Annotated in this window: 21 protein-coding genes; 15 read left to right on the forward strand and 6 right to left on the reverse strand. The window is 72.7% G+C overall.

Annotated features, from left to right (window positions below; genetic code table 11):
- On the reverse strand, positions 1-202 hold a 202-nt coding region (locus tag ACERUN_RS08850), incomplete at its 3' end, for a hypothetical protein (RefSeq protein WP_370289530.1).
- Between the two features lie 47 nt (positions 203-249).
- Between ACERUN_RS08850 and ACERUN_RS08855 the strand changes: the two genes are divergently transcribed.
- Genes ACERUN_RS08855 through ACERUN_RS08880 form a run of 6 tightly spaced genes read left to right on the forward strand, consistent with a single transcriptional unit; the run spans position 250 to position 5,043 of the window.
- On the forward strand, positions 250-567 hold the full coding sequence (locus tag ACERUN_RS08855) for an MTH1187 family thiamine-binding protein (RefSeq protein ID WP_370289531.1): 318 nt from the start codon (positions 250-252) through the stop codon (positions 565-567).
- 4 nt (positions 568-571) lie between these two features.
- Positions 572-757 (forward strand): MTH1187 family thiamine-binding protein, encoded by a 186-nt coding sequence (locus ACERUN_RS08860; protein WP_370289532.1) that lies wholly within the window; start codon positions 572-574, stop codon positions 755-757.
- A gap of 29 nt (positions 758-786) precedes the next feature.
- Complete coding sequence (locus ACERUN_RS08865) at positions 787-1,311, forward strand: DUF421 domain-containing protein (RefSeq protein WP_370037974.1); 525 nt, start codon at positions 787-789, stop codon at positions 1,309-1,311.
- Positions 1,312-1,336: 25 nt separating this feature from the next.
- Positions 1,337-2,008 carry a DUF3105 domain-containing protein gene (locus ACERUN_RS08870; protein WP_370289533.1) on the forward strand — a complete coding sequence of 224 codons (672 nt, stop codon included), beginning with the start codon at positions 1,337-1,339 and terminating at the stop codon, positions 2,006-2,008.
- A gap of 48 nt (positions 2,009-2,056) precedes the next feature.
- Positions 2,057-3,055: a glycoside hydrolase family 26 protein gene (locus tag ACERUN_RS08875; protein ID WP_370289534.1), complete on the forward strand. Its 999-nt coding sequence runs from the start codon at positions 2,057-2,059 to the stop codon at positions 3,053-3,055.
- A gap of 38 nt (positions 3,056-3,093) precedes the next feature.
- Positions 3,094-5,043: a M3 family metallopeptidase gene (locus ACERUN_RS08880; RefSeq protein WP_370289535.1), complete on the forward strand. Its 1,950-nt coding sequence runs from the start codon at positions 3,094-3,096 to the stop codon at positions 5,041-5,043.
- Here the strand turns inward: ACERUN_RS08880 and ACERUN_RS08885 are convergent.
- Entirely contained in the window at positions 5,021-5,821 is an 801-nt protein-coding gene (locus ACERUN_RS08885; RefSeq protein ID WP_370289536.1) for a GNAT family N-acetyltransferase, read from the reverse strand. The genes ACERUN_RS08880 and ACERUN_RS08885 overlap by 23 nt on opposite strands.
- A 91-nt stretch (positions 5,822-5,912) precedes the next feature.
- Between ACERUN_RS08885 and ACERUN_RS08890 the strand changes: the two genes are divergently transcribed.
- From ACERUN_RS08890 to ACERUN_RS08925, 8 genes are all read left to right on the forward strand, one after another.
- Positions 5,913-6,317, forward strand: a complete 405-nt coding sequence (locus ACERUN_RS08890) for a YjbQ family protein (RefSeq protein WP_370289537.1) — start codon at positions 5,913-5,915, stop codon at positions 6,315-6,317.
- A 70-nt stretch (positions 6,318-6,387) separates the two neighbouring features.
- Complete coding sequence (locus tag ACERUN_RS08895; RefSeq protein ID WP_370289538.1) at positions 6,388-6,759, forward strand: hypothetical protein; 372 nt, start codon at positions 6,388-6,390, stop codon at positions 6,757-6,759.
- A gap of 52 nt (positions 6,760-6,811) precedes the next feature.
- Complete coding sequence (locus ACERUN_RS08900) at positions 6,812-7,240, forward strand: NUDIX domain-containing protein (RefSeq protein WP_370289626.1); 429 nt, start codon at positions 6,812-6,814, stop codon at positions 7,238-7,240.
- Positions 7,237-8,163, forward strand: coding sequence for an SMP-30/gluconolactonase/LRE family protein (locus ACERUN_RS08905; protein WP_370289539.1), 927 nt, complete (start codon positions 7,237-7,239; stop codon positions 8,161-8,163). The genes ACERUN_RS08900 and ACERUN_RS08905 overlap by 4 nt, the downstream gene beginning before the upstream one ends.
- Positions 8,164-8,238: 75 nt before the next feature.
- Positions 8,239-10,149 carry a 1-deoxy-D-xylulose-5-phosphate synthase gene (gene dxs / locus ACERUN_RS08910; RefSeq protein WP_370289540.1) on the forward strand — a complete coding sequence of 637 codons (1,911 nt, stop codon included), beginning with the start codon at positions 8,239-8,241 and terminating at the stop codon, positions 10,147-10,149.
- A complete protein-coding gene (locus tag ACERUN_RS08915) occupies positions 10,130-11,503 on the forward strand; it encodes a hypothetical protein (protein WP_370289541.1) in 1,374 nt (457 codons plus the stop codon). The genes dxs and ACERUN_RS08915 overlap by 20 nt, the downstream gene beginning before the upstream one ends.
- 27 nt (positions 11,504-11,530) lie before the next feature.
- On the forward strand, positions 11,531-12,535 hold the full coding sequence (locus ACERUN_RS08920) for a proteasome assembly chaperone family protein (RefSeq protein WP_370289542.1): 1,005 nt from the start codon (positions 11,531-11,533) through the stop codon (positions 12,533-12,535).
- Complete coding sequence (locus ACERUN_RS08925; RefSeq protein ID WP_370289543.1) at positions 12,532-13,467, forward strand: acyl-CoA thioesterase; 936 nt, start codon at positions 12,532-12,534, stop codon at positions 13,465-13,467. Before ACERUN_RS08920 ends, ACERUN_RS08925 begins: the two co-directional genes overlap by 4 nt.
- Before the next feature lie 74 nt (positions 13,468-13,541).
- Here the strand turns inward: ACERUN_RS08925 and ACERUN_RS08930 are convergent, their stop codons facing one another.
- Positions 13,542-14,396, reverse strand: a complete 855-nt coding sequence (locus ACERUN_RS08930; RefSeq protein WP_370289627.1) for a MaoC family dehydratase — start codon at positions 14,394-14,396, stop codon at positions 13,542-13,544.
- A gap of 1 nt (position 14,397) precedes the next feature.
- Positions 14,398-15,732: a 3-oxoacyl-ACP reductase gene (locus tag ACERUN_RS08935; protein WP_370289544.1), complete on the reverse strand. Its 1,335-nt coding sequence runs from the start codon at positions 15,730-15,732 to the stop codon at positions 14,398-14,400.
- A gap of 203 nt (positions 15,733-15,935) precedes the next feature.
- Here ACERUN_RS08935 and ACERUN_RS08940 point away from each other — a divergent pair, with 203 nt between their 5' ends.
- Positions 15,936-17,216, forward strand: a complete 1,281-nt coding sequence (locus ACERUN_RS08940; RefSeq protein WP_370289545.1) for an acetyl-CoA C-acetyltransferase — start codon at positions 15,936-15,938, stop codon at positions 17,214-17,216.
- Between the two features lie 113 nt (positions 17,217-17,329).
- On the opposite strand, the gene ACERUN_RS08945 is transcribed toward ACERUN_RS08940, so the two are convergent.
- Both ACERUN_RS08945 and ACERUN_RS08950 read right to left on the reverse strand, forming a co-directional pair.
- Positions 17,330-18,025: a TetR/AcrR family transcriptional regulator gene (locus tag ACERUN_RS08945; protein WP_370289546.1), complete on the reverse strand. Its 696-nt coding sequence runs from the start codon at positions 18,023-18,025 to the stop codon at positions 17,330-17,332.
- A 74-nt stretch (positions 18,026-18,099) separates the two neighbouring features.
- Positions 18,100-19,176, reverse strand: coding sequence for a flavin-containing monooxygenase (locus ACERUN_RS08950; RefSeq protein WP_370289547.1), 1,077 nt, complete (start codon positions 19,174-19,176; stop codon positions 18,100-18,102).
- Positions 19,177-19,210: the final 34 nt, after the last annotated feature.

Here is a 19,210-nt window from a genome sequence, read left to right on the forward strand (position 1 = left end):
GTTGCTCGGATAACCTCCCGCCTGCGCCCCACAGCGTCTTCGAGATGTTTGCTGCCGCAGTCAAGAACCCTTGGATACTGGCCCAGAAGACGTTCTGATCGTTCTGATCGAGACCCTGCTGGCCGATGTTTAGGGCGAGCAGGGCAGCATGGCACTGATGCTCGATCTGCCTCTGGTGCAGCCGCATGAGCATGAGGTCCATGGCAAGCATCTTGCTAAGCAACAACTCAGAAGTGTGGGAGGTTCACGATGCTTGTCGCATTCTCCGTGGCCCCGAGTGGGTCGGCTGACGATGCCGGTTCGGTGTCCGCGGCTGTGGCTGCCGCTGTCCGAGTGGTCCGGGCGTCCGGGCTGCCGAACCGGACCGATGCCATGTTCACGACCATCGAAGGACCGGACTGGGACACCGTGATGGACGTGGTCAAACGCGCAACCGAGGCCGTGCAGGAGTTCGGACCACGAGTCTCACTGGTTCTCAAAGCTGATATTCGTCCTGGGTTCGACGGCCAGATCGACGCGAAGGTTGAGCGCGTCGAAACTGCCTTGGCGCGCACTGAGGGCTCCTGATGGCGTGTCATGTTCTGAAGACATCGAGGGGGAGTGGGACGAGGTGATGGCCGTGGTCAAGCGCGCCGTCGACGTCGTCGCGGAGGTGTCCCCGCGGGTCGGGCTGGTGCTCAAGGCCGACATCCGGCCCGGCTGGGACGGTCAGCTGACGGCCAAGGTCGAGCGCGTGGAGCGCCTGCTGGAGGGCTGAACCCCGCTGGGCCGGGGTACTGGTCGGCCATGTGGTTCGACACCTGGTCCCAGGTCCTGCGGGTGCTGCTGGTCGGGGCGGCGACGTACGCCGGTCTCGTGCTGCTGTTCCGTGTCTCCGGCAAGCGCACGCTGGCCAAGCTCAACGCCTTCGACCTGGTGGTCACCGTGGCCCTCGGCTCCACGCTCTCCTCGGTGCTGCTCGACGGCGCGATCTCGTGGACCGAGGGGATGGTGGCACTGGCGACGCTCGTCGTCCTGCAGCTCCTCGTGGCGCTGGTGACCACGCGGGTGCCCGGCGCCCGTGACGTCGTGACCGCCCGGCCGACCCTGCTGCTGCACGACGGCGAGCTCGACGAGGCGACCGCACGGCGCGCCCGTGTCACCCCGGCGGAGGTGCGGCAGGCCGTGCGCAGCAGCGGCCAGGGGGACCTGCGAGGGGTCGCGGCGGTGGTCCTGGAGACCGACGGGACCCTGAGCGTCGTCCCGCGCGCCAGCGCCGGCGACCTCGGCGCGCTCGTCGACTGCCCGGGATGGGACCGGGGCACCGCCTGAGGGGGACCCCACTACCCTCGGCCGCGTGAACGATCCGGTCTACGAGACGTCCCCCGACGCGCCGGCCGAGCCGGCCGATCCGGGACCTGCGCCCCCGCGGGCACCCGGTACGCCGCCGCGGCAGGGCGTGGGGACGGGTGCACGGCTGGCGGTGGTCGGCGTGGCCCTGCTCGGCGTCCTGGTGCTCCTCGCGACCGTCACGCTGCTCCCGCGGGTTGCGGACCGGTTGCGCCCCGAGCCGCCGAACCTCGACGCGGTCGAGGTGTTCGAGGACCTCCCCACGACCCACACCGAGGAGGCCGTGGAGTACCCCACCGAGCCGCCGGTCGGCGGACGTCATGCGGGGGAGTGGCTCGACTGCGGCGCGTACGACGAGCAGGTGCCCGCCGAGAACCTCGTGCACGACCTGGAGCACGGCACCGTCGTCATCGCCCACGACCCGGACCTCGACACCGACGACGTCGACGCCCTGGTCGAGCAGCTGCCGCAGAACGGCATCCTCACGCCCTGGGCCGGGCTCGACGCGCCCGTCGTGGTCGTCGTCTGGGGTCGTCGGCTGGCGCTCACCGGGGCCGACGACCCGCGGCTGGCGCTGTTCATCGCCCAGCTCGGCAACGGCGAGACGGCTCCGGAGCCGCGGGCCTCCTGCGCCGGCGGCATCGAGCCGCCCCGGGACCCGGGGCTCACTCAGGTCTGAGGCCCCGCTGCCGATGGGAGGGGCTCCGTCGTCTCGAGGTGGTCCGCCGTGCCTGCAGTCCCGTCCCTCCTGCGCCGTCGGTCCGCCGCGGTGCTGCTCCTCCTCACCGTCGCCGTGGTGACGGTCCTTCCCGGTGGCGCGGCGCAGGCCAAGCGCAAGCCCGCGCCGGCCACCCCGCCTCCCAGCCCCGCCAAGCACGTCGGCGTCAGCACCGAGGGTGCTCCGGGCGGCGCCGAGCTGCAGGCCCTGGTCGCTGAGGTCGGTGCCGTGCCGGACGAGGTGATGTGGTTCGTGGCCTGGAGCACCGGTGGTGGCTTCCCGACCGAGGACGCGGTCCGGGTGCGTGACCTCGGCGCCACGCCGGTCATCACCTGGGAGCCGTGGGACCCTGCCGCGGGCAGCGCCCAGACGGCGTACTCCATGCGCAGCATCGCCGCGGGTGAGCACGACGGCTACCTGCGCCGGTGGGCCCGCGGGGCTCGCGGGTTCGGCGGCACGGTGGTGCTGCGGTTCGCCCACGAGATGAACGGCACGTGGTACCCCTGGTCGCCCGGTGTCGCCGGCACGACCACCGCCGACGTCGTGGGCGCCTGGCGGCGCGTGCGCGACGTGCTCGCGAAGGAGCGTGCCGGCAACGTCGTGCTGCGGTGGTCGCCCAACGTCCCCTTCCCCGGCAGCACTCCGCTGGCCGACCTGTGGCCGGGCTCCCGCTACGTCGGCCAGGTGGGCCTGGACGGCTACAACTGGGCCGGGCACCTGCCCGGCACGTCCTGGCTGTCCTTCGGCGACGTCGTCGGCCAGGGACTCGACGAGCTGGCGGCCCTGACCTCCCTGCCGGTGCACGTCTCGGAGACCGCCACCCCCGAGAGGGCCCCGGACGGCTCCGGGGACAAGCCCGCCTGGATCCGCGGCATGTTCGCCTCGCTGCGCGACGACCCGAGGCTGGCGGGGATCACGTGGTTCCACCACGACAAGGAGCTGGACTGGCGGATCACCTCCAGCGCGGAGGCGACCGCTGCCTTCCGCGAGGGCATGGCGGCCCGGTAGCCCGTTCGGCCGTGGTGCCTGCTGGGTAGCCTCGCAGCGTGCCGACCGACAGCGCGCCCGCAGCGGGCGACCTCCAGCCCGTGACCCTGCCCGCCGTGGAGGACCTCGACGGCTGGAACGACTTCCTCGACCAGCAGGTGCTCGGCGGGCTCCAGCGCACGCGCGAGCGTGTCGATGCCCTGCGCGCGACCGCGCCCGGAGACCCGGCGAGCCTGCCGCGGTGGAACGACGTGCACGTCGACCTCGGCAACGCCTTCGCCGTGGCCGGCCTGCTCTCCCAGGTGCACCCCGACGCGCCGCTGCGCGAGCGCGCCGAGGGCTACGAGCAGCAGCTGCACGAGCTGCGGACCTCCCTCATGCTCGACCCCGAGGTCTACGCCGTGCTCGAGGCCGCCCCCACCGACGGACTGCCCGACGGCGCGGAGCGGGTGCTGGAGGACGCGTTGCGCTCCTTCCGGCGCAGCGGCGTCGACCGCGACGAGAAGACCCGAGCCCGGCTGCGCGAGCTGTCGGCCCGCGGCTCCGACCTCGGCCAGGCGTTCTCCCGCAACATCCGCGACGGTGCGGGGGAGACCCGCGTCCCGGCCAGCGCCCTCGAAGGGCTGCCGGCCGACTACGTCGAGTCCCACCCGGTCGCCGAGGACGGCACGGTCACGATCACGACGGGCTACCCCGACACCAACCCGTTCCTGATGTTCTCCGCCGACCGCGAGGCCCGGCACGCGGTGATGCACACCTTCCTCAACATCGGCTGGCCCGACAACGACCCCGTCCTCGCCGACCTGCTGAAGGTCCGCGACGAGCAGGCACGGCTGCTGGGCTACGACTCCTGGCCCGACTACGACGCCGAGGAGAAGATGATCGGCACCGGGGCCGCCATCGCCGAGTTCGTCGACCGGGTCGCCCAGGACGCCACCGCCAGCGCCGAGCGCGACGCCGCGGTGCTGCTCGAGCGGGCCCGTCAGGACCACCCCGACCTCGAGCGGCTCGACGTGGCCGACGCGCGCTACTACGGCGAGGTCGTGCGCCGCGAGCAGTACGACGTCGACGGCCAGGCCGTGCGCGCCTACTTCGACTCCGGGCGGGTCCGCCAGGGGCTGCTCGACGTGACGGGCCGGCTCTTCGGCCTGGAGTACCTCCCGGTCGACGCGCCCTCCTGGCACGCCGAGGTGGCGACGTACGACGTGGTGCTGGTGGAGACCGGGCGGCGGCTGGGCCGCATCCACCTCGACCTCCACCCGCGGTCGGGGAAGTACAACCACGCCGCCCAGTTCGACCTCGTCCGCGGCGTCGCCGGCCGCCAGCTGCCCGAGGGCGTGCTGGTGTGCAACTTCGGCCGCACCCGGATGGACCACTCCGAGGTCGTCACGCTCTTCCACGAGTTCGGGCACCTGCTGCACCACGTGCTGGCCGGACGGCACCCGTGGGTGCGGTTCTCCGGCGTCGCGACCGAGTGGGACTTCGTCGAGGCGCCCAGCCAGATGCTGGAGGAGTGGGCCTGGGACCACGGCGTGCTCGCCGGCTTCGCCGTCGACGCCGACGGCACCCCGATCCCCGAGGCGCTGGTGGACCGGATGCGCGCGGCCGAGGAGTTCGGCAAGGGCTACTACGCGCGCACGCAGATGTACTACGCCGCCGTGTCCTACCGCTTCCACGCCGAGCTGCCGGCCGACCTCACCGCCCGCTCGCGCGAGCTGTCGGACCGCTACGCCGTCTGGGGGCAGGTGCCCGACACGCACTTCCACTGCGGCTTCGGGCACCTCGAGGGCTACGGGTCGGGCTACTACACCTACATGTGGAGCCTGGTCATCGCCAAGGACCTCTTCTCGGCGTTCGACGCCGGCGACCTGTTCGCCCCCGAGGTGGCTACGCGCTACCGCGACACCGTGCTCGCGGCGGGCGGCAGCAGGGACGCCGCCGACCTCGTCGAGGAGTTCCTGGGCCGCCCCTACGACAACCGGGCGTTCACCGCCTGGTTGGAGTCCTGAGGCACTCGGCACTGACCTGGCGCTCGGTGCGGACGAAGCCGGCGCCCAGGTAGAGGTCGAGCGCGTGGTGGTCGGGGTCGGCCACCAGGACGAGCGTGCGTGCCCCGAGCTCGCCGAGGGCGTGGGTGCCGGCGTGGTGGAGCAGTGCCTGCGCGAGGCCGCGTCGCCGGGCCTCGGGGTGGGTCTGCACGGTCTGGAAGCGCGCCAGCCCGTCGCCTGCGCAGAAGATGCCCAGCCCGGCGAGGAGGCGGTCGCCGTCGAACGCGCCGAACCACGCGCCGTGCCGGCTCTCCACCGCGGCCCGCTCGGCCGCGGCGCGGCGGGTCGCGAACAGCTCGTAGTCGGGGCCGGCGCCCTCGGCACAGGCCAGGTCGAGCGCGACCTTCTGGCTCCAGTCGCGGTCGCCGCTCAGCGCGCGGACGACCGCGCTGCGCTGCAGCTGGCGCGGCGGCAGCACCCTGTCGGCGGTCAGCACGGTGTCGACGGCCACGCGCCACCCCGGCTGGCGCAGCCGGTCGACGTCCTCACGGCCGGCACTCGGGTCGTCGATGCCGACGGCGTGGTGGCCCAGGCCGGGGAGGAGCGTCTCCACGCGGGCGGCCAGCCCCGGCAGGTCCCTCAGGAGCGGTGTGCGGCGCAGGAGCACGAAGTTGCCCCAGCGGAAGGTCGGGTTCTGCGGCGTGCGCACGACGACGTACGCCGGGTGGTGCTCGACCTCGCTGCCCGACTGCGCGAGCCGCGCCAGGTCGGTGCGCCACGCCAGGGACAGGACCTCCACGCCGCCGAGGCTAGGGGAGCGGGGCGCCTGCTCCGGGGACGCGCGTGTCACGTCCAGGTAAAGCGCTGCCGTGCGGGGGTAGAACGGGGGCATGGACTCCGACACCTTCACCGTGCGCACCGGCTCCGCCGACGTGGTCCTCGACCTCACCGACCGCGCCCAGGCCTGGTGCCGCGGCCGGGGCGACGGGCTGCTGCACGTCTTCGTCCCGCACGCCACCGCCGGGCTGGCGGTCCTCGAGACCGGCGCCGGCAGCGATGACGACCTGCTCGCGGCGCTGGGCGACCTGCTGCCGGCCGACGACCGCTGGCGGCACCGGCACGGCACGCCGGGCCACGGCCGGTCGCACGTGATGCCGGCCCTGGTCCCGCCGTACGCCACGCTCCCGGTCCTCGACGGCCGCCTCGCGCTCGGGACGTGGCAGAGCCTGTGCCTGGTCGACCTCAACGTGGACAACCACGAGCGCGAGGTGCGATTCAGCTTCCTGACGGGCTGAGGCGGGGGCAGGTCGGACCATCCCACCCGCCCTCGAACACGTGTTCGACCGTCGGCTTACCATCGCTCCCATGGACCGACTCGTCGCCCCGCCCGGCTGGCCGCGTGCCGTGCGACCACCCGACGCCCCCGACTGGGAGGCCACGGCATGCGCCTGGCTGCTCGACCAGTGCCCGCCGGAGTTCCGCGGCTACCCGACGCTGAGGCGCCACCCGGTGGTGCTGGCGCGGTTCGCGGTGCTGCACGTCGAGGGCTGTCACGCCGCCGTACGCCGCGGGCTCAGCGAGGCCCGGGCCGACCTGCCCCAGGTGGCCGACGGGGACGTCGTGGAGGCGGCGGTGCAGACCTTCCTCACCGAGGAGGCGCGCCTGGTGGCGCTGCGTCGCGAGGTCGGGCTGGTCGAGGAGGCGCTGCGCGGGCGTCGCTACCGCGCACGGCTCTGAGCCAGGCCCGCGTGCGGGACGAGGTGGTCGAGGAGGTGGTTGAGTGGGAGGCATGCACCGCTTCGCCTGCGTCGTCCTGATCGACCGCCACGGACGCCTGCTGCTGCAGGAGCGCGACGAGCACCCGGTGATCGACCCGGAGAAGTGGGGCTTCTGCGGCGGCCACCTGGAGGAGGGCGAGGACGCCCTGGACGGTGCGGTGCGCGAGCTGGAGGAGGAGACCGGCGTGCGGCTCCCGCCCGATCGGTTGGAGCTGGTGGAGGTGGCCAGCGTCTTCCACGAGGCCTACGACTCCTGGGACGAGATGTCGTTCTACGCCGCGGCCGTCGACCTCGCCGACGACGACATCGTCTGCGGCGAGGGTCGTCGGATCGTGTTCGTCGAGGCCGACCGCGTCCTCGACCTCGACCTCACCGGGTCCGCCCGGCAGGTCCTGCCGGGGTTCCTCTCCGGCCCCGTCTACAGGAGGCTGTGCGCGTGAGCACCCGAGTCACCGTCCACCAGGTCCACCACGACGGCGCCGAGGACGTCGTGGTCGCCCCGAGGGGCCGCCACGAGGGCTCGGTCTACACCGGCACCGTCGACGGCGCCGTGCTGCGGGTGCGGCCGGACGGCTCCGTCGAGCAGGTCGGTTCCACCGGCGGGCGCCCGCTCGGTCTCGAGATCGACCCCGAGGGCCGGCTGCTGGTCTGCGACGCCCACCGCGGGCTGCTGCGCATGGACCCCGACACCGGCGCGGTGGAGCGGCTGCTGGCCGAGGTCGACGGCACCGCGATGGTCTTCACCAACAACGCCGCCATCGGCTCCGACGGCACCACCTGGTTCTCCGACTCCTCGCGCCACTACGGCATCGAGCGCTGGAAGGACGACTTCGTCCAGGACACCCGCTCGGGCCGCCTGCTGTCCCTCGCTCCCGACGGCACGGTCACCACGGTCCTCGACGGGCTGGCCTTCGCCAACGGCGTCGCGCTCTCGGCCGACGAGTCCTTCGTCGTCGTGGCCGAGACCCGCGCCCGCACGCTCGTACGCCGCTGGCTGACCGGGGACCGGGCCGGCACCCGCGACCTGCTGGCCGGCGACCTGCCCGGCTACCCCGACAACATCGCGCGGGGCAGCGACGGGTTGATCTGGGTCAGCATCGCCAGCCCGGTCGACCCCGTGGTCGAGCGGCTCGGGAGCGCGCCGATGTGGGCGCGCAAGGCGGTCACGCGCATTCCCGAGCGGCTCCAGCCCAAGCCCGCCCACACCTGCCGGGTCCAGGCCTACGACGACGAGGGGCGCCTCGTGCACGACCTCGACCTGGACACGCCCGACTTCCACATGGTCACCGGTGTGCGCGAGCACGAGGGGCGGGTCTGGCTGGGCAGCCTGCACGAACCCGCCGTCGCGGTCGTGGACCTGTGAGGACCTCCGTCTAGACTCATGGACTCGCCCTCTCACCACCGTGCGGGGGCACGCCACGCCCGAGGAGGACCCCCGATGGGAGTGCTGGAGTCGGTCACGGGACCTCGTGACCTCCAGGGACTCAGCGACGACGACCTCACGCTCCTGGCGAGCGAGATCCGCGACCTGCTGATCCGCACGGTCGCGACCAACAGCGGGCACCTCGGGCCCAACCTGGGCGTGGTCGAGCTGACGCTGGCCGTGCATCGGGTCTTCGACTCCCCGCGCGACCGCATCGTCTTCGACACCGGCCACCAGTCCTACGTGCACAAGCTGCTCACCGGGCGCGTGGAGTCCTTCGGCACCCTGCGCCGCGAGGGCGGGCTCTCGGGCTACCCCAGCCAGGAGGAGTCCGAGCACGACATCGTCGAGAACTCCCACGCCTCCACCGCGCTGTCCTACGCCGACGGCCTGGCCAAGGCCTACCGCATCCGCGGCGAGGACCGCCACGCCGTCGCCATCATCGGCGACGGGGCGCTGACCGGCGGCATGGCCTGGGAGGCGCTCAACAACATCGCGATCGCCAAGGACAGCCGGCTGGTCATCGTCGTCAACGACAACGGCCGCTCCTACACCCCCACCATCGGCGGCCTGGCCACGGCGCTCTCGAGCCTGCGCACCGACCCGCGCTACGAGCACGTCCTCGACGCGGTCAAGAAGCGCCTCAACGCTGTCCCCGGCGTCGGCCCGGCGGCCTACGACGCGCTGCACGCGATGAAGAAGGGCCTCAAGGACGCGCTGGCGCCGCAGGGCCTCTTCGAGGACCTCGGGCTGAAGTACGTCGGCCCCGTCGACGGCCACGACCGCGGCGCCATGGAGCAGGCGCTGACCCAGGCCAAGCGTTTCGGCGGCCCGGTCATCGTCCACGCCATCACCCGCAAGGGATTCGGCTACGACGCCGCCGAGCGCCACGAGGCCGACCAGTTCCACGCCCCGGGGCCCTTCGACCCCGAGACGGGCGAGGAGACCCCCAAGGGCGCGATCTGGACCGACCATTTCGCCGACCACATCGTCACGATCGGCGAGCGGCGCCCGGACGTCGTGGCGATCACCGCGGCGATGATGCACCCCGTCGGCCTCCAGAAGTTCGAGGCCCGTTTCCCCGAGCGCACGGTCGACGTCGGCATCGCCGAGCAGCACGCGGCCACCGCGGCCGCCGGCCTGGCCCTCGGCGGCATGCACCCTGTCTTCGCCGTCTACGCCACCTTCCTCAACCGCGCCTTCGACCAGGTGCTCATGGACGTCGCGCTCCACCGCTGCGGGGTCACCTTCGTGCTCGACCGCTCGGGCGTCACCGGCGACGACGGCGCCAGCCACAACGGCATGTGGGACATGTCGATGCTGCAGCTCGTGCCCGGACTCCGCCTCGCCGCCCCGCGCGACGTCGCCCGCATGCGCGAGCTCCTCGACGAGGCCGTCGAGGTGGACGACGCGCCCACCGTCGTCCGCTACCCCAAGGGCGCGCCTCCGGCCGACGTGGAGGCAATGGACCGCGTCGGGCAGTGCGACGTCCTGGCCCGCGAGGGCGAGGCCGACGTGCTCGTCGTCTCGGTCGGCGCCATGGCTCCGCTCGCCCTCGACGTGGCCGAGCGTCTGCACGCCCAGGGCGTGGGCGTCACCGTCGTCGACCCCCGCTGGGTCAAGCCGATCGACCCCGCGCTCGTCGAGCTCGCCGGCACCTTCCGCCGCGTGATCACCATCGAGGACAACGGTCGCGTCGGCGGCGTCGGTGCCTGCCTGCTGCAGACGTTGAACGACTCCGGCATCCGCACGCCCGTGCGCATCCACGGCATCCCGCAGGAGTTCCTCGACCACGCCAAGCGCGCGGCCATCCTCGAGAAGGTCGGGCTCACGGCATCGGCCATCGCGCTGGAGGCGCTGCACGACATCGCCGCCGAACCGGTCGACGACGCCCGGTCGCTGCTCGATGCCGACCGGAACCGCTGATCCGCGGCGGGTCCGTCCGAGACTCGCCTCCGCCCTCGCCGGCGGCCTGGTGGCCGCTGCCGTCGCCGGTTCGCTGAGCGCCTGCTCCGACGACCTGCCGCCGCCCACCTACTCCACCGCCACCTACGACGACGTCGCCCGGCTCATGCAGGGCACGCTCGACCAGCGGGCCGCCGCGCTCGAACGCGAGGACGCCGGCCGGTTCCGCGCCACGCTCGACCGCCGCGACGCCGACCTGCTGCGCCAGCAGATCGACTACTACGACAACATCTCCGACCTCCCGGTCGGGTTGCTGCGCTACCGGGTGCTGCCCGACACCGTGAGCCCGGTCGACGACAGCGGCGACACCGCCGGCGGCGCCTACGGCAGCGCCGGGCTCGCCGGCCGCGAGTACTGGGCCGAGGTCGTGCTGGCGCTCCAGCTCGACGGCTTCGACTCCGCACCCGTTCGCACCCGCGACCGCTTCCTGTTCCGCACCACCGACGACGGCGAGCGCCTGGTCGTGGCCTCCACGTCCGATCCCGCATGGGAGGACGAGCACCCCGGCAACACCCAGCCGTGGGACCGCGAGCGCATCGAGGTGCGCCAGGCCGACGGCGTCCTCGGCATCTTCGACGACCTCACCGTGGACGACGCGCCCGCCGTGCTGCGTGAGGCGGCCGAGGGTCGCCGCGAGGTGCGCTCGGTGATCGGCGGCGACAGCGCCGGCGCCGGCGGCACCGGTGGCAGCGGCGCCGAGGAGCTCGACGGCGTCGACGGCGTGATCGTCTACGCGGTCGACGACGCCTCGACCTTGCGGGGCCTGGCCGGGCAGAGCGTCGGCGACCCGGATCGTGCCGACGGCCTCACCGTCGCCGTCCCCGTCGACACCGCGCGCCCCGGTCGGGGCACGGCGTCCTACCGCGTCTTCCTCAACACCCGCGTGCTGTCCGAACCCGACGACGTGCTCGGCCGGCTGGTGCGCCACGAGCTCACCCACGCCCTCCTCGGCCCCCGCGCGCGCAAGGCGCCGCTGTGGCTCAACGAGGGCCTGGCCGAGTACACCTCCGTGCAGGCCCTGCCCGAGCGCGACCGACGACTCCCGTCGATGGCGCTGACCATCGCGGGAACAGCCACCGACCTGCCGCGCTCGGCCGACTTCGCGGGCCCCGACGCCGAGAGCTGGTACGGCGTGGCCTGGTGGGTGTGCGAGTACATCGCCCGCACCTACGGCCAGCGCACCCTGCTCGTGCTGCTCGACTCCCTCGGCGGCGGCGCCGACGAGGGCGAGGTGCTGCGCGACGCGCTGGGGCTGGACGCCCGCGAGCTCGTGCGCCGCGGTGCCGACCTCATGGCAGCCACCTACCGCGGGTGAGCCGCGTCACGGCCCTAGGCTAGAGCCGTGAGTTCGCCCGCCCCGCCGCCCAGCGCCAGCCAGGGCCCGCGCCTGGTCCACATCGTCGACGAGGTGCCCGAGCTCGCCGAGGTCGATGACCTCTCGATGATCGTGGTGCTCGAGGGGTTCCTGGACGCCGGCAGCGCCGGCGCGATCGGTGCGCGTCACCTCGTGCGCGCGGGTGCGTCGTCCACCGAGGGCGGCGGTGTCGTGGTCGCCACCTTCGACGTCGACCAGCTGCACGACTACCGCGCTCGTCGTCCACCGCTCACCTTCGCGCGCGACCACTACGAGGGCTACGAGGCGCCGCGCCTGGTCGTCCGGCTGCTGCACGACCAGGGGCACACGCCCTTCCTGCTGCTGCACGGCCCGGAGCCCGACATCCGCTGGGAGGCCTTCTGTCGCGCGGTGCACGAGGTCGTGCAGCGCTTCGGGGTGCGCCGCGTGGTCTCGATCGGCTCCGTGCCGATGGCTGTGCCGCACACCCGACCGATCGCGATCACCCACCACGCCAACAATCCCGAGCTGCTCACGGGCACCAGCCCGTGGCGCGGCGAGCTGCGGGTGCCGAGCAGCGCTCAGGCGCTGCTTGAGCTGCGCCTGGGGGAGTGGGGCCACGACGCGCAGGGTTTCGTCGCCCACGTGCCGCACTACCTGGCCCAGCTGGAGTACCCGCGGGCGGCGCACAGCCTCCTCGAGCACGTCGAGCTGGCCGCGCGCCTCACCGTCGACCTCACCGAGGTCGTCACGCAGGCCGAGGAGCGCGAGGTCGAGATCTCCCGCTACCTCGCGGCCAACGAGGAGGTTGCCGACGTGGTCACTGCACTGGAGCAGCAGTACGACACCTTCGCCCGCGCCGAGGCCGAGGGCAGCAGCCTGCTGGCCGAGGACGAGCCGCTGCCCACCGGCGAGGAGATCGGCCAGCAGTTCGAGCAGTTCCTCGCCGGCCTCGAGGGTCCGGACGACGGCGCGGGCCCGACCGCGCCCGAGCAGCCGGGAGGCCCGCGATGAGCGACGCCACCCGCGAGCTGATCTCGCTGCTCGACCTCGAGGACCTCGACGTCGACCTGTTCCGGGGCCGCCAGCCCGACACCATCCGCCAGCGGGTCTACGGCGGCCAGGTGGCCGCCCAGGCGTTCATCGCCGCCCGGCGCACGGTGGACGCCGACCTGCACGTGCACTCGCTGCACTCGTACTTCCTGCTGCCCGGCGACTACAACGTGCCGATCATCTACGACGTCGAGCGCATCCGCGACGGTCGCTCGTTCGTGACCCGCCGCGTGGTCGCACGCCAGCACGGTCGCGCGATCTACTACCAGACGCTGAGCTTCCAGCGCCTCGAGGAGGGCTGGGAGCACCAGGACGCCATGCCGCAGGTCGCGCGGCCCGAGGACGGCATCGACATGCTCGAGCTGATCCAGTCGCGCACGTCCGACCCCGGCCTGGCCAAGGAGTGGGCGGCGATGGAGGTGCGCTGGCTCGGCAACTCGCGCCACGGCCTCCCGCCCGACCCCGAGCGCCCCTCGCGCACGCAGCTGTGGATCCGCATCGCCGGCGAGGTGCCGGCCGATCCCACCACGCACCTGGCGCTGTTCACCTATGCCAGCGACGTCAGCCTGCTGGGTGCCTCGCTCGCCGCGCACCCGACCGACCCCACGCAGGTGCAGATGGCCTCGCTCGACCACACCATCTGGTTCCACCGGCCCTTCGCCGCCGACCAGTGGTGGCTCTACGACCAGTGGTCGCCCTCCGCCGGCGGCGCACGCGGGCTCTCGCTCGGCCGGGTCTACACCGAGGACGGCACCCTGGTGGCCACCGTGGCCCAGGAGGGGCTCATCCGGCCCATGAAGAAGGCCGAGGCCGAGGTGCCGTCGTCCACGGCGGAGCCGGAGGCCGGCGCAGGGGAGCCGGAGGCCGGCGCAGCGGAGCCCGCTCCCGCCTGATCGCAGGTCTCACGCCCGTAGACGACGACGCCCGGCCCCCGCGAGGGGAGCCGGGCGTCGTGGTTGCGAGGAGCTCAGACCGCGCTGGTGCGACCGAGCAGGTGCGGCGCGCCGTTCTTGGGGTTCACCAGAGTGAAGTCCCAGCCCTCGGCGCCGCCCGTGCGGGGCTCGGCGCCGAAGCGCGCGCGACCCGGCAGGAAGATCGGCTTCTTGAAGGCGACCTCGACCGTGACGGCGTCGGGCAGGCGGTTCTCGAGAGCAGCGATGCAGCGGGCCTTGCTCCACATGCCGTGCGCGATGTGACGCGGGAAGCCGAGCGCCTTCGCGGTGAGCGGGTAGAGGTGGATCGGGTTGCGATCACCCGACACGGCGCCGTAGACGCGACCGATGTTGTCGGGCACCGACCACACCGGCCCCTTGGCCTCGACGGCGGCCAGGCTCATGCCCGGGTCGCCGTTCTCCTTGTCGCCGCCGCCCACGCGCAGGTAGGTCGAGGTCGAGGTCCACACGACCTCCTCACCCACGGTGCCGGTGACGTTCATGTCCCACGCACGGCCCTTGGTGGACTTGCGCAGGTTCTCCGCCTTGAGCGAGAGCGACACCTTCTCGCCGATCGCCACGGGACGGTGCTGGGTGATCGTGTTCTCCAGGTGCACCGAGCCGATGGCCGGGAACGGGAAGGAGGCGTCGGTCATCAGCTGCATGTGCAGGGGGAAGGCCAGCATGTGCAGGTACGGCACCGGGGCGACGTCGCGGTTCGGGAAGCCGCACACGGCCGCGTAGCGCTCCACCGCGCCGCGCTCGACGAGCACGTCGCGGCGCTCGAGTGTCGACTCCGGCAGCGCGCCGCCGGTCTTCTTGATGCCGGGCAGCTGGTTGACGCCGGGCACGGCGGGCAGGGCCGCCTTGAGCATCACGGGCAGGGCCATGTCAGGCACCCAGCATCATCTGGCCGCAGACCCGCACGACGTTGCCGTTCACGGCGGACGACGCGGGGTTGGCGTACCAGGCGATGGTCTCGGCGACGTCGATGGGCAGACCGCCCTGCGACATCGCGTTGAGGCGCTGGCCGACCTCGCGGGTGGCGAAGGGCACCGCGGCGGTCATGGCGGTGATGATGAAGCCCGGCGCGACGGCGTTGATGGTGATACCGTCCTTCAGCTTGTCGGCCAGCGAGTCCACGAAGCCGATGACGCCGGCCTTGGAGGCGGCGTAGCTGGTCTGGCCCAGGTTGCCGGCGATGCCCGCGATCGAGGCGACGCCGATGATGCGGCCGTTGGCGTTGATCACCTTCTGGGCGAGCAGCTCGGCGGTGATGCGCTCGGGGGCCTCGAGGTTGATCTGCAGCACCTTGCCGAAGCGCTCGGGGGTCTGGTTGGCGAGCTTCTTGTCGAGCGTGACGCCGGCGTTGTGCACGACGATGTCGACGCCGCCGTGCTTCTCCTTCAGGTGCTGCGCGATGCGCTGGGGAGCGTCCTTCGCGGTGATGTCGAGGGTCAGCCAGTCGCCGTCGATCTCCTTCATCACCTTCTGCAGCTCGTCGGCGGCCTGCGGCACGTCGAGACCCACGACGGTGGCGCCGTCGCGGTGCAGGGTGCGGGCGATCTCCTCGCCGATGCCGCGGCTGGCACCGGTGACGAAGGCGACCTTGCCGGTGAGCGGCGCGGTCCAGTCGGCGACGTCCGCGCCGTGCTTCTCCTTGTGGGCGCCGATGCGCACGACCTGGCCCGAGACGTAGGCCGACTTGGGGCTCAGCAGGAAGCCGAGGGTGGAGAGCAGCGAGTCCTCGTAGCCCTCGGCCACGTAGACGAGCTGCACGGTGCCGCCCTTGCCGATCTCCTTGCCGAGGCTGCGGGTGAAGCCCTCGAGCGCGCGCTGGGCGACGCGGGTGCCGCCCTCGGTCTGGGCCGGCGGGGTGCCGATGACCACCACGCGGGCGTTCGAGGTGAGGCTGCGCAGCACGGGGGTGAAGAACGCCTGGAGGTCGACGAGGTCCTCGGTGGAGGCCAGGCCGGTGGCGTCGAAGACGAGCCCCTTGTACTTCTCGCCGTCGCCCTGCGCGGTCACCGACGCGACGCCGAGGACGTCGAGCAGGCCGGGCAGCGACTCGGCGAGGCGGCCGCGGCCGCCGACGAGCACGGTGCCCTGCACGAGCGGGTCACCGGCCTTGTAGCGCTCGAGCTTGGTGGGGTTCGGCAGACCCAGGTTCTTGACGAGGATCTTGCCGATGGGGGAGCTCACGAAGTCCTGGTACTTGTCGCTCATGTGCCGCTGCGCCTCTGCTATCTCGTTGGATGCGGGTGGTGGGCGGCCCTCCGATCGCTCGCGTGCCCGCGCGTGAGGGGGCGCGTCCACGGCGAGGGCCGCGTTCGACTGTATGTAACTAGATGTGTAACTCTGAGTCCACATTTCGTGATCTGGCACTCAAAGGGTTCCCGCCCCGGTGCCCTGAGGTGAGGATAGGCACCATGACTGAGACTGTGCGTCGGGCCGCCGTTCTGGGCGGTAACCGCATTCCCTTCGCCCGCTCGAACGGCGCGTACGCGACCGCCTCCAACCAGGAGATGCTGACCGCCGCGCTCGACGGCCTCGTGGCCCGCTTCGGCCTCGAGGGCGAGCGTATCGGCGAGGTGGCCGGCGGCGCCGTGCTCAAGCACAGCCGCGACTTCAACCTCGTGCGCGAGTCGGTGCTCAGCACCCGCCTCGCCCCCGAGACCGCGGCCGTCGACCTGCAGCAGGCCTGCGGCACCGGCCTGCAGGCGATCAACTACATCGCCAACAAGATCAAGCTCGGCCAGATCGACTCGGGCATCGGTGGCGGCGTCGACACCACCTCGGATGCCCCCATCGCGATCGGCGAGAAGCTGCGCAAGAAGCTCATCCAGCTCAACAACGCCCGCACCACCAAGGACCGCCTCGCGATCCTGGCCACCATCCGCCCCGGTGACGTGGGCCTGGCCATCCCCTCCAACGGCGAGCCCCGCACCAAGCTGTCGATGGGCGACCACCAGGCGCTCACCGCCCTCGAGTGGCAGATCACCCGCGAGGCGCAGGACGAGCTGGCCGTCACCTCGCACCACAACCTGGCCAAGGCCTACGAGGAGGGCTGGCAGGACGACCTGATCACCCCCTTCCGCGGCCTCGAGCGCGACAACAACCTGCGCGCCGACTCCTCGCTGGAGAAGCTCGCCAAGCTCAAGCCGGTGTTCGGCAAGGGAGAGGCCGCCACCATGACGGCCGCCAACTCGACCCCGCTCACCGACGGCGCCTCCGCGGTGCTGCTCGGCAGCGAGGAGTGGGCCGAGGCGCACGGCCTCGAGGTGCTCGCCTACTTCGTCGACTCCGAGGTCGCCGCGGTCGACTTCGTCAACGGTGCCGAGGGTCTGCTCATGGCCCCCGCCTACGCGGTGCCGCGCATGCTGGCCCGCCACGGCCTCACGCTGCAGGACTTCGACTTCTACGAGATCCACGAGGCCTTCGCCTCGCAGGTGCTCTCGACCCTCGCGGCCTGGGAGTCGCCGGTGTTCTGCAAGGAGCGCCTCGGTCTCGACGCGCCCCTCGGGTCGATCGACCGCAGCAAGCTCAACGTCAAGGGTTCCTCGCTCGCGGCGGGTCACCCCTTCTCGGCCACCGGCGGCCGCATCGTGGCCAACACGGCCAAGCTGCTCAAGGCCAACGGCGGCGGTCGCGCGCTGATCTCCGTGTGCGCCGCGGGCGGCCAGGGCGTCGTCGCGATCATGGAGCGCTGAGCGCCCTCGCTCATCGAAGGCCCGTCCCCGGTTCGCCGGGGGCGGGCCTTCGTCGTCCTCGAGGACGACGGGGCGCCGGCCTCGACCCGGGGGGATCCGGGCGCGACCCGGGGTCAGCCGCGCTGCGGGCGCACCAGCGCGAGCGCGGAGGTGACGAGGTAGCCGCGGACCTGCGCGGCGGAGATCTGACCGACCGTCGGCACGCCGGGGGCGGCCTCGGTGACGAGGATGCCGAGGCGGGCGAGCTGCAGCGCCCCGAGACCGCTGGCGTAGAGGGCGTTGGCGAGCAGCACCGGCTCCTCGCTGAGCTCGAAGTCACCGCTGCGGGTGCCGTCGGTCAGCACGTCGGAGAGCACGGTGAGGCAGGAGGTGATGCCGCGGCCGAGCCGGAACAGCGGGCCCTCGGCGATCTCGTCGAGCAGCTCGTCGCCGGGGCGCACCATCAGCGCCTGTGCGCAGTCGACGAAGGCGGGGTGGGCGACGCCGTAGTCGACGAACGCGCCCACGACGGCGCGGAGGCGCTCGGTGGGATCGTCGTCGCTCTCGGCCGCCTCGGCCATCGCCTGGCGCAGCTCCTCGAGGTAGCCGACGAGGGTGAGCGCGAAGAGCTCCTCCTTGCCGGTGAAGTGGCGGTAGACGATCGCGCGGTTGATGCCGACGGCGCTCGCCACCTCCTCGATCTGCACGTCGCGCACGCCCTTGGAGTCGAAGAGCTCGCGGCAGGCGGCGATGATCTCGGCCTCGCGGGCCCGCCGACGCGCAGCGGCCGCCTTGCGGCGTCCGTCGGTGGGCGGGGCGGTGGTGGCCATGGTCGAAGTGTACGCCCTGTGTAACCCGGTGTTGCAACATCTCTCGACGCGCGGCTCCGAGGTCGGCTGCCGGGTCAGTCGGCCGACACCAGACCGAGCGACTCGCGGACGGCGCGCGCCGCGGCCCGCCCGGCCCGGTTGGCCCCGATCGTGCTCGCCGACGGGCCATAGCCGACGAGCTGCACGCGGGGGTCGGCCACGGCCGTGACGGTCGACCCCGATCCCGGGCGCCCGGTCAGCGCGATGCCGCCGCGGTCGCTGCGCAGGTGCAGGGGGGCGAGGTGCTCCACGGCGTAGCGGAAGCCGGTGGCCCACACGATGGTGTCGACCACCTCGGCGCTGTCGTCGGCCCACACCACCCGGTCGGCCTCGATGCGCGCGAACATCGGACGACGGTCGGCGTAGACGCCGAGCGCCTCGGCCGCCCGCTCCTGCTCGCGCAGCTGCAGTCCGGTGACGCCGACGACGCTGGTGGGCGGCAGGCCCTGGCGCACCCGCCGCTCGACCTCGCCCACCACGGCAAGCCCCACCTCGGCGGTGAACGGACCTGTTCGCCAGACCGGCTCGCGACGCGTCACCCACACGGCCCGCTCGGCCACCGGCGCGATCGCTCCCAGCAGCTGCACGGCCGAGGCGCCGCCGCCCACGACCACCACGCGTCGTCCGCGGAAGTGCTCGGGGCCGGGGTAGTCGACCGTGTGGAACTGCTCGCCGGCGAAGGTCTCCTGGCCGGGGTAGTACGGCACGAAGGGGCGGGTCCAGGTGCCCGTGGCGTTGACGAGGGTGCGCGACCGCCACGTGCGGCCGTCGCGCGCGGTCGTGACGAGCAGGCCGTCGTCGTCCTCGACCCGGTCGGCCAGCACCGGCCGCTCGATCGGCAGCGAGAAACCACGCTCGTAGTCGGCGAAGTAGGCCGGCACCGCGCGGTTGGCCGGCGCGTCGTCGTCCATGGGTGGGCGCTCGCGCCCCGGGAGGTCGGCGATGCCGTGGACGTCGTGCATCGTGAGGGCGTCCCACCGGTGCTGCCACGCCCCGCCCGGGCCCGCGTTGGCATCGAGGACGACGTGCGCCACCCCCGTGCGCTGCAGGTGGTAGGACGCCGACAGCCCGGCCTGGCCGGCGCCGATCACGAGCGAGTCCCACACCTGCATGCCGGTGCAACCGCTCCGTCGGCGGTGGTGTTCC

This window comes from Nocardioides sp., assembly GCF_964229035.1.
GTDB lineage: Bacteria > Actinomycetota > Actinomycetes > Propionibacteriales > Nocardioidaceae > Nocardioides.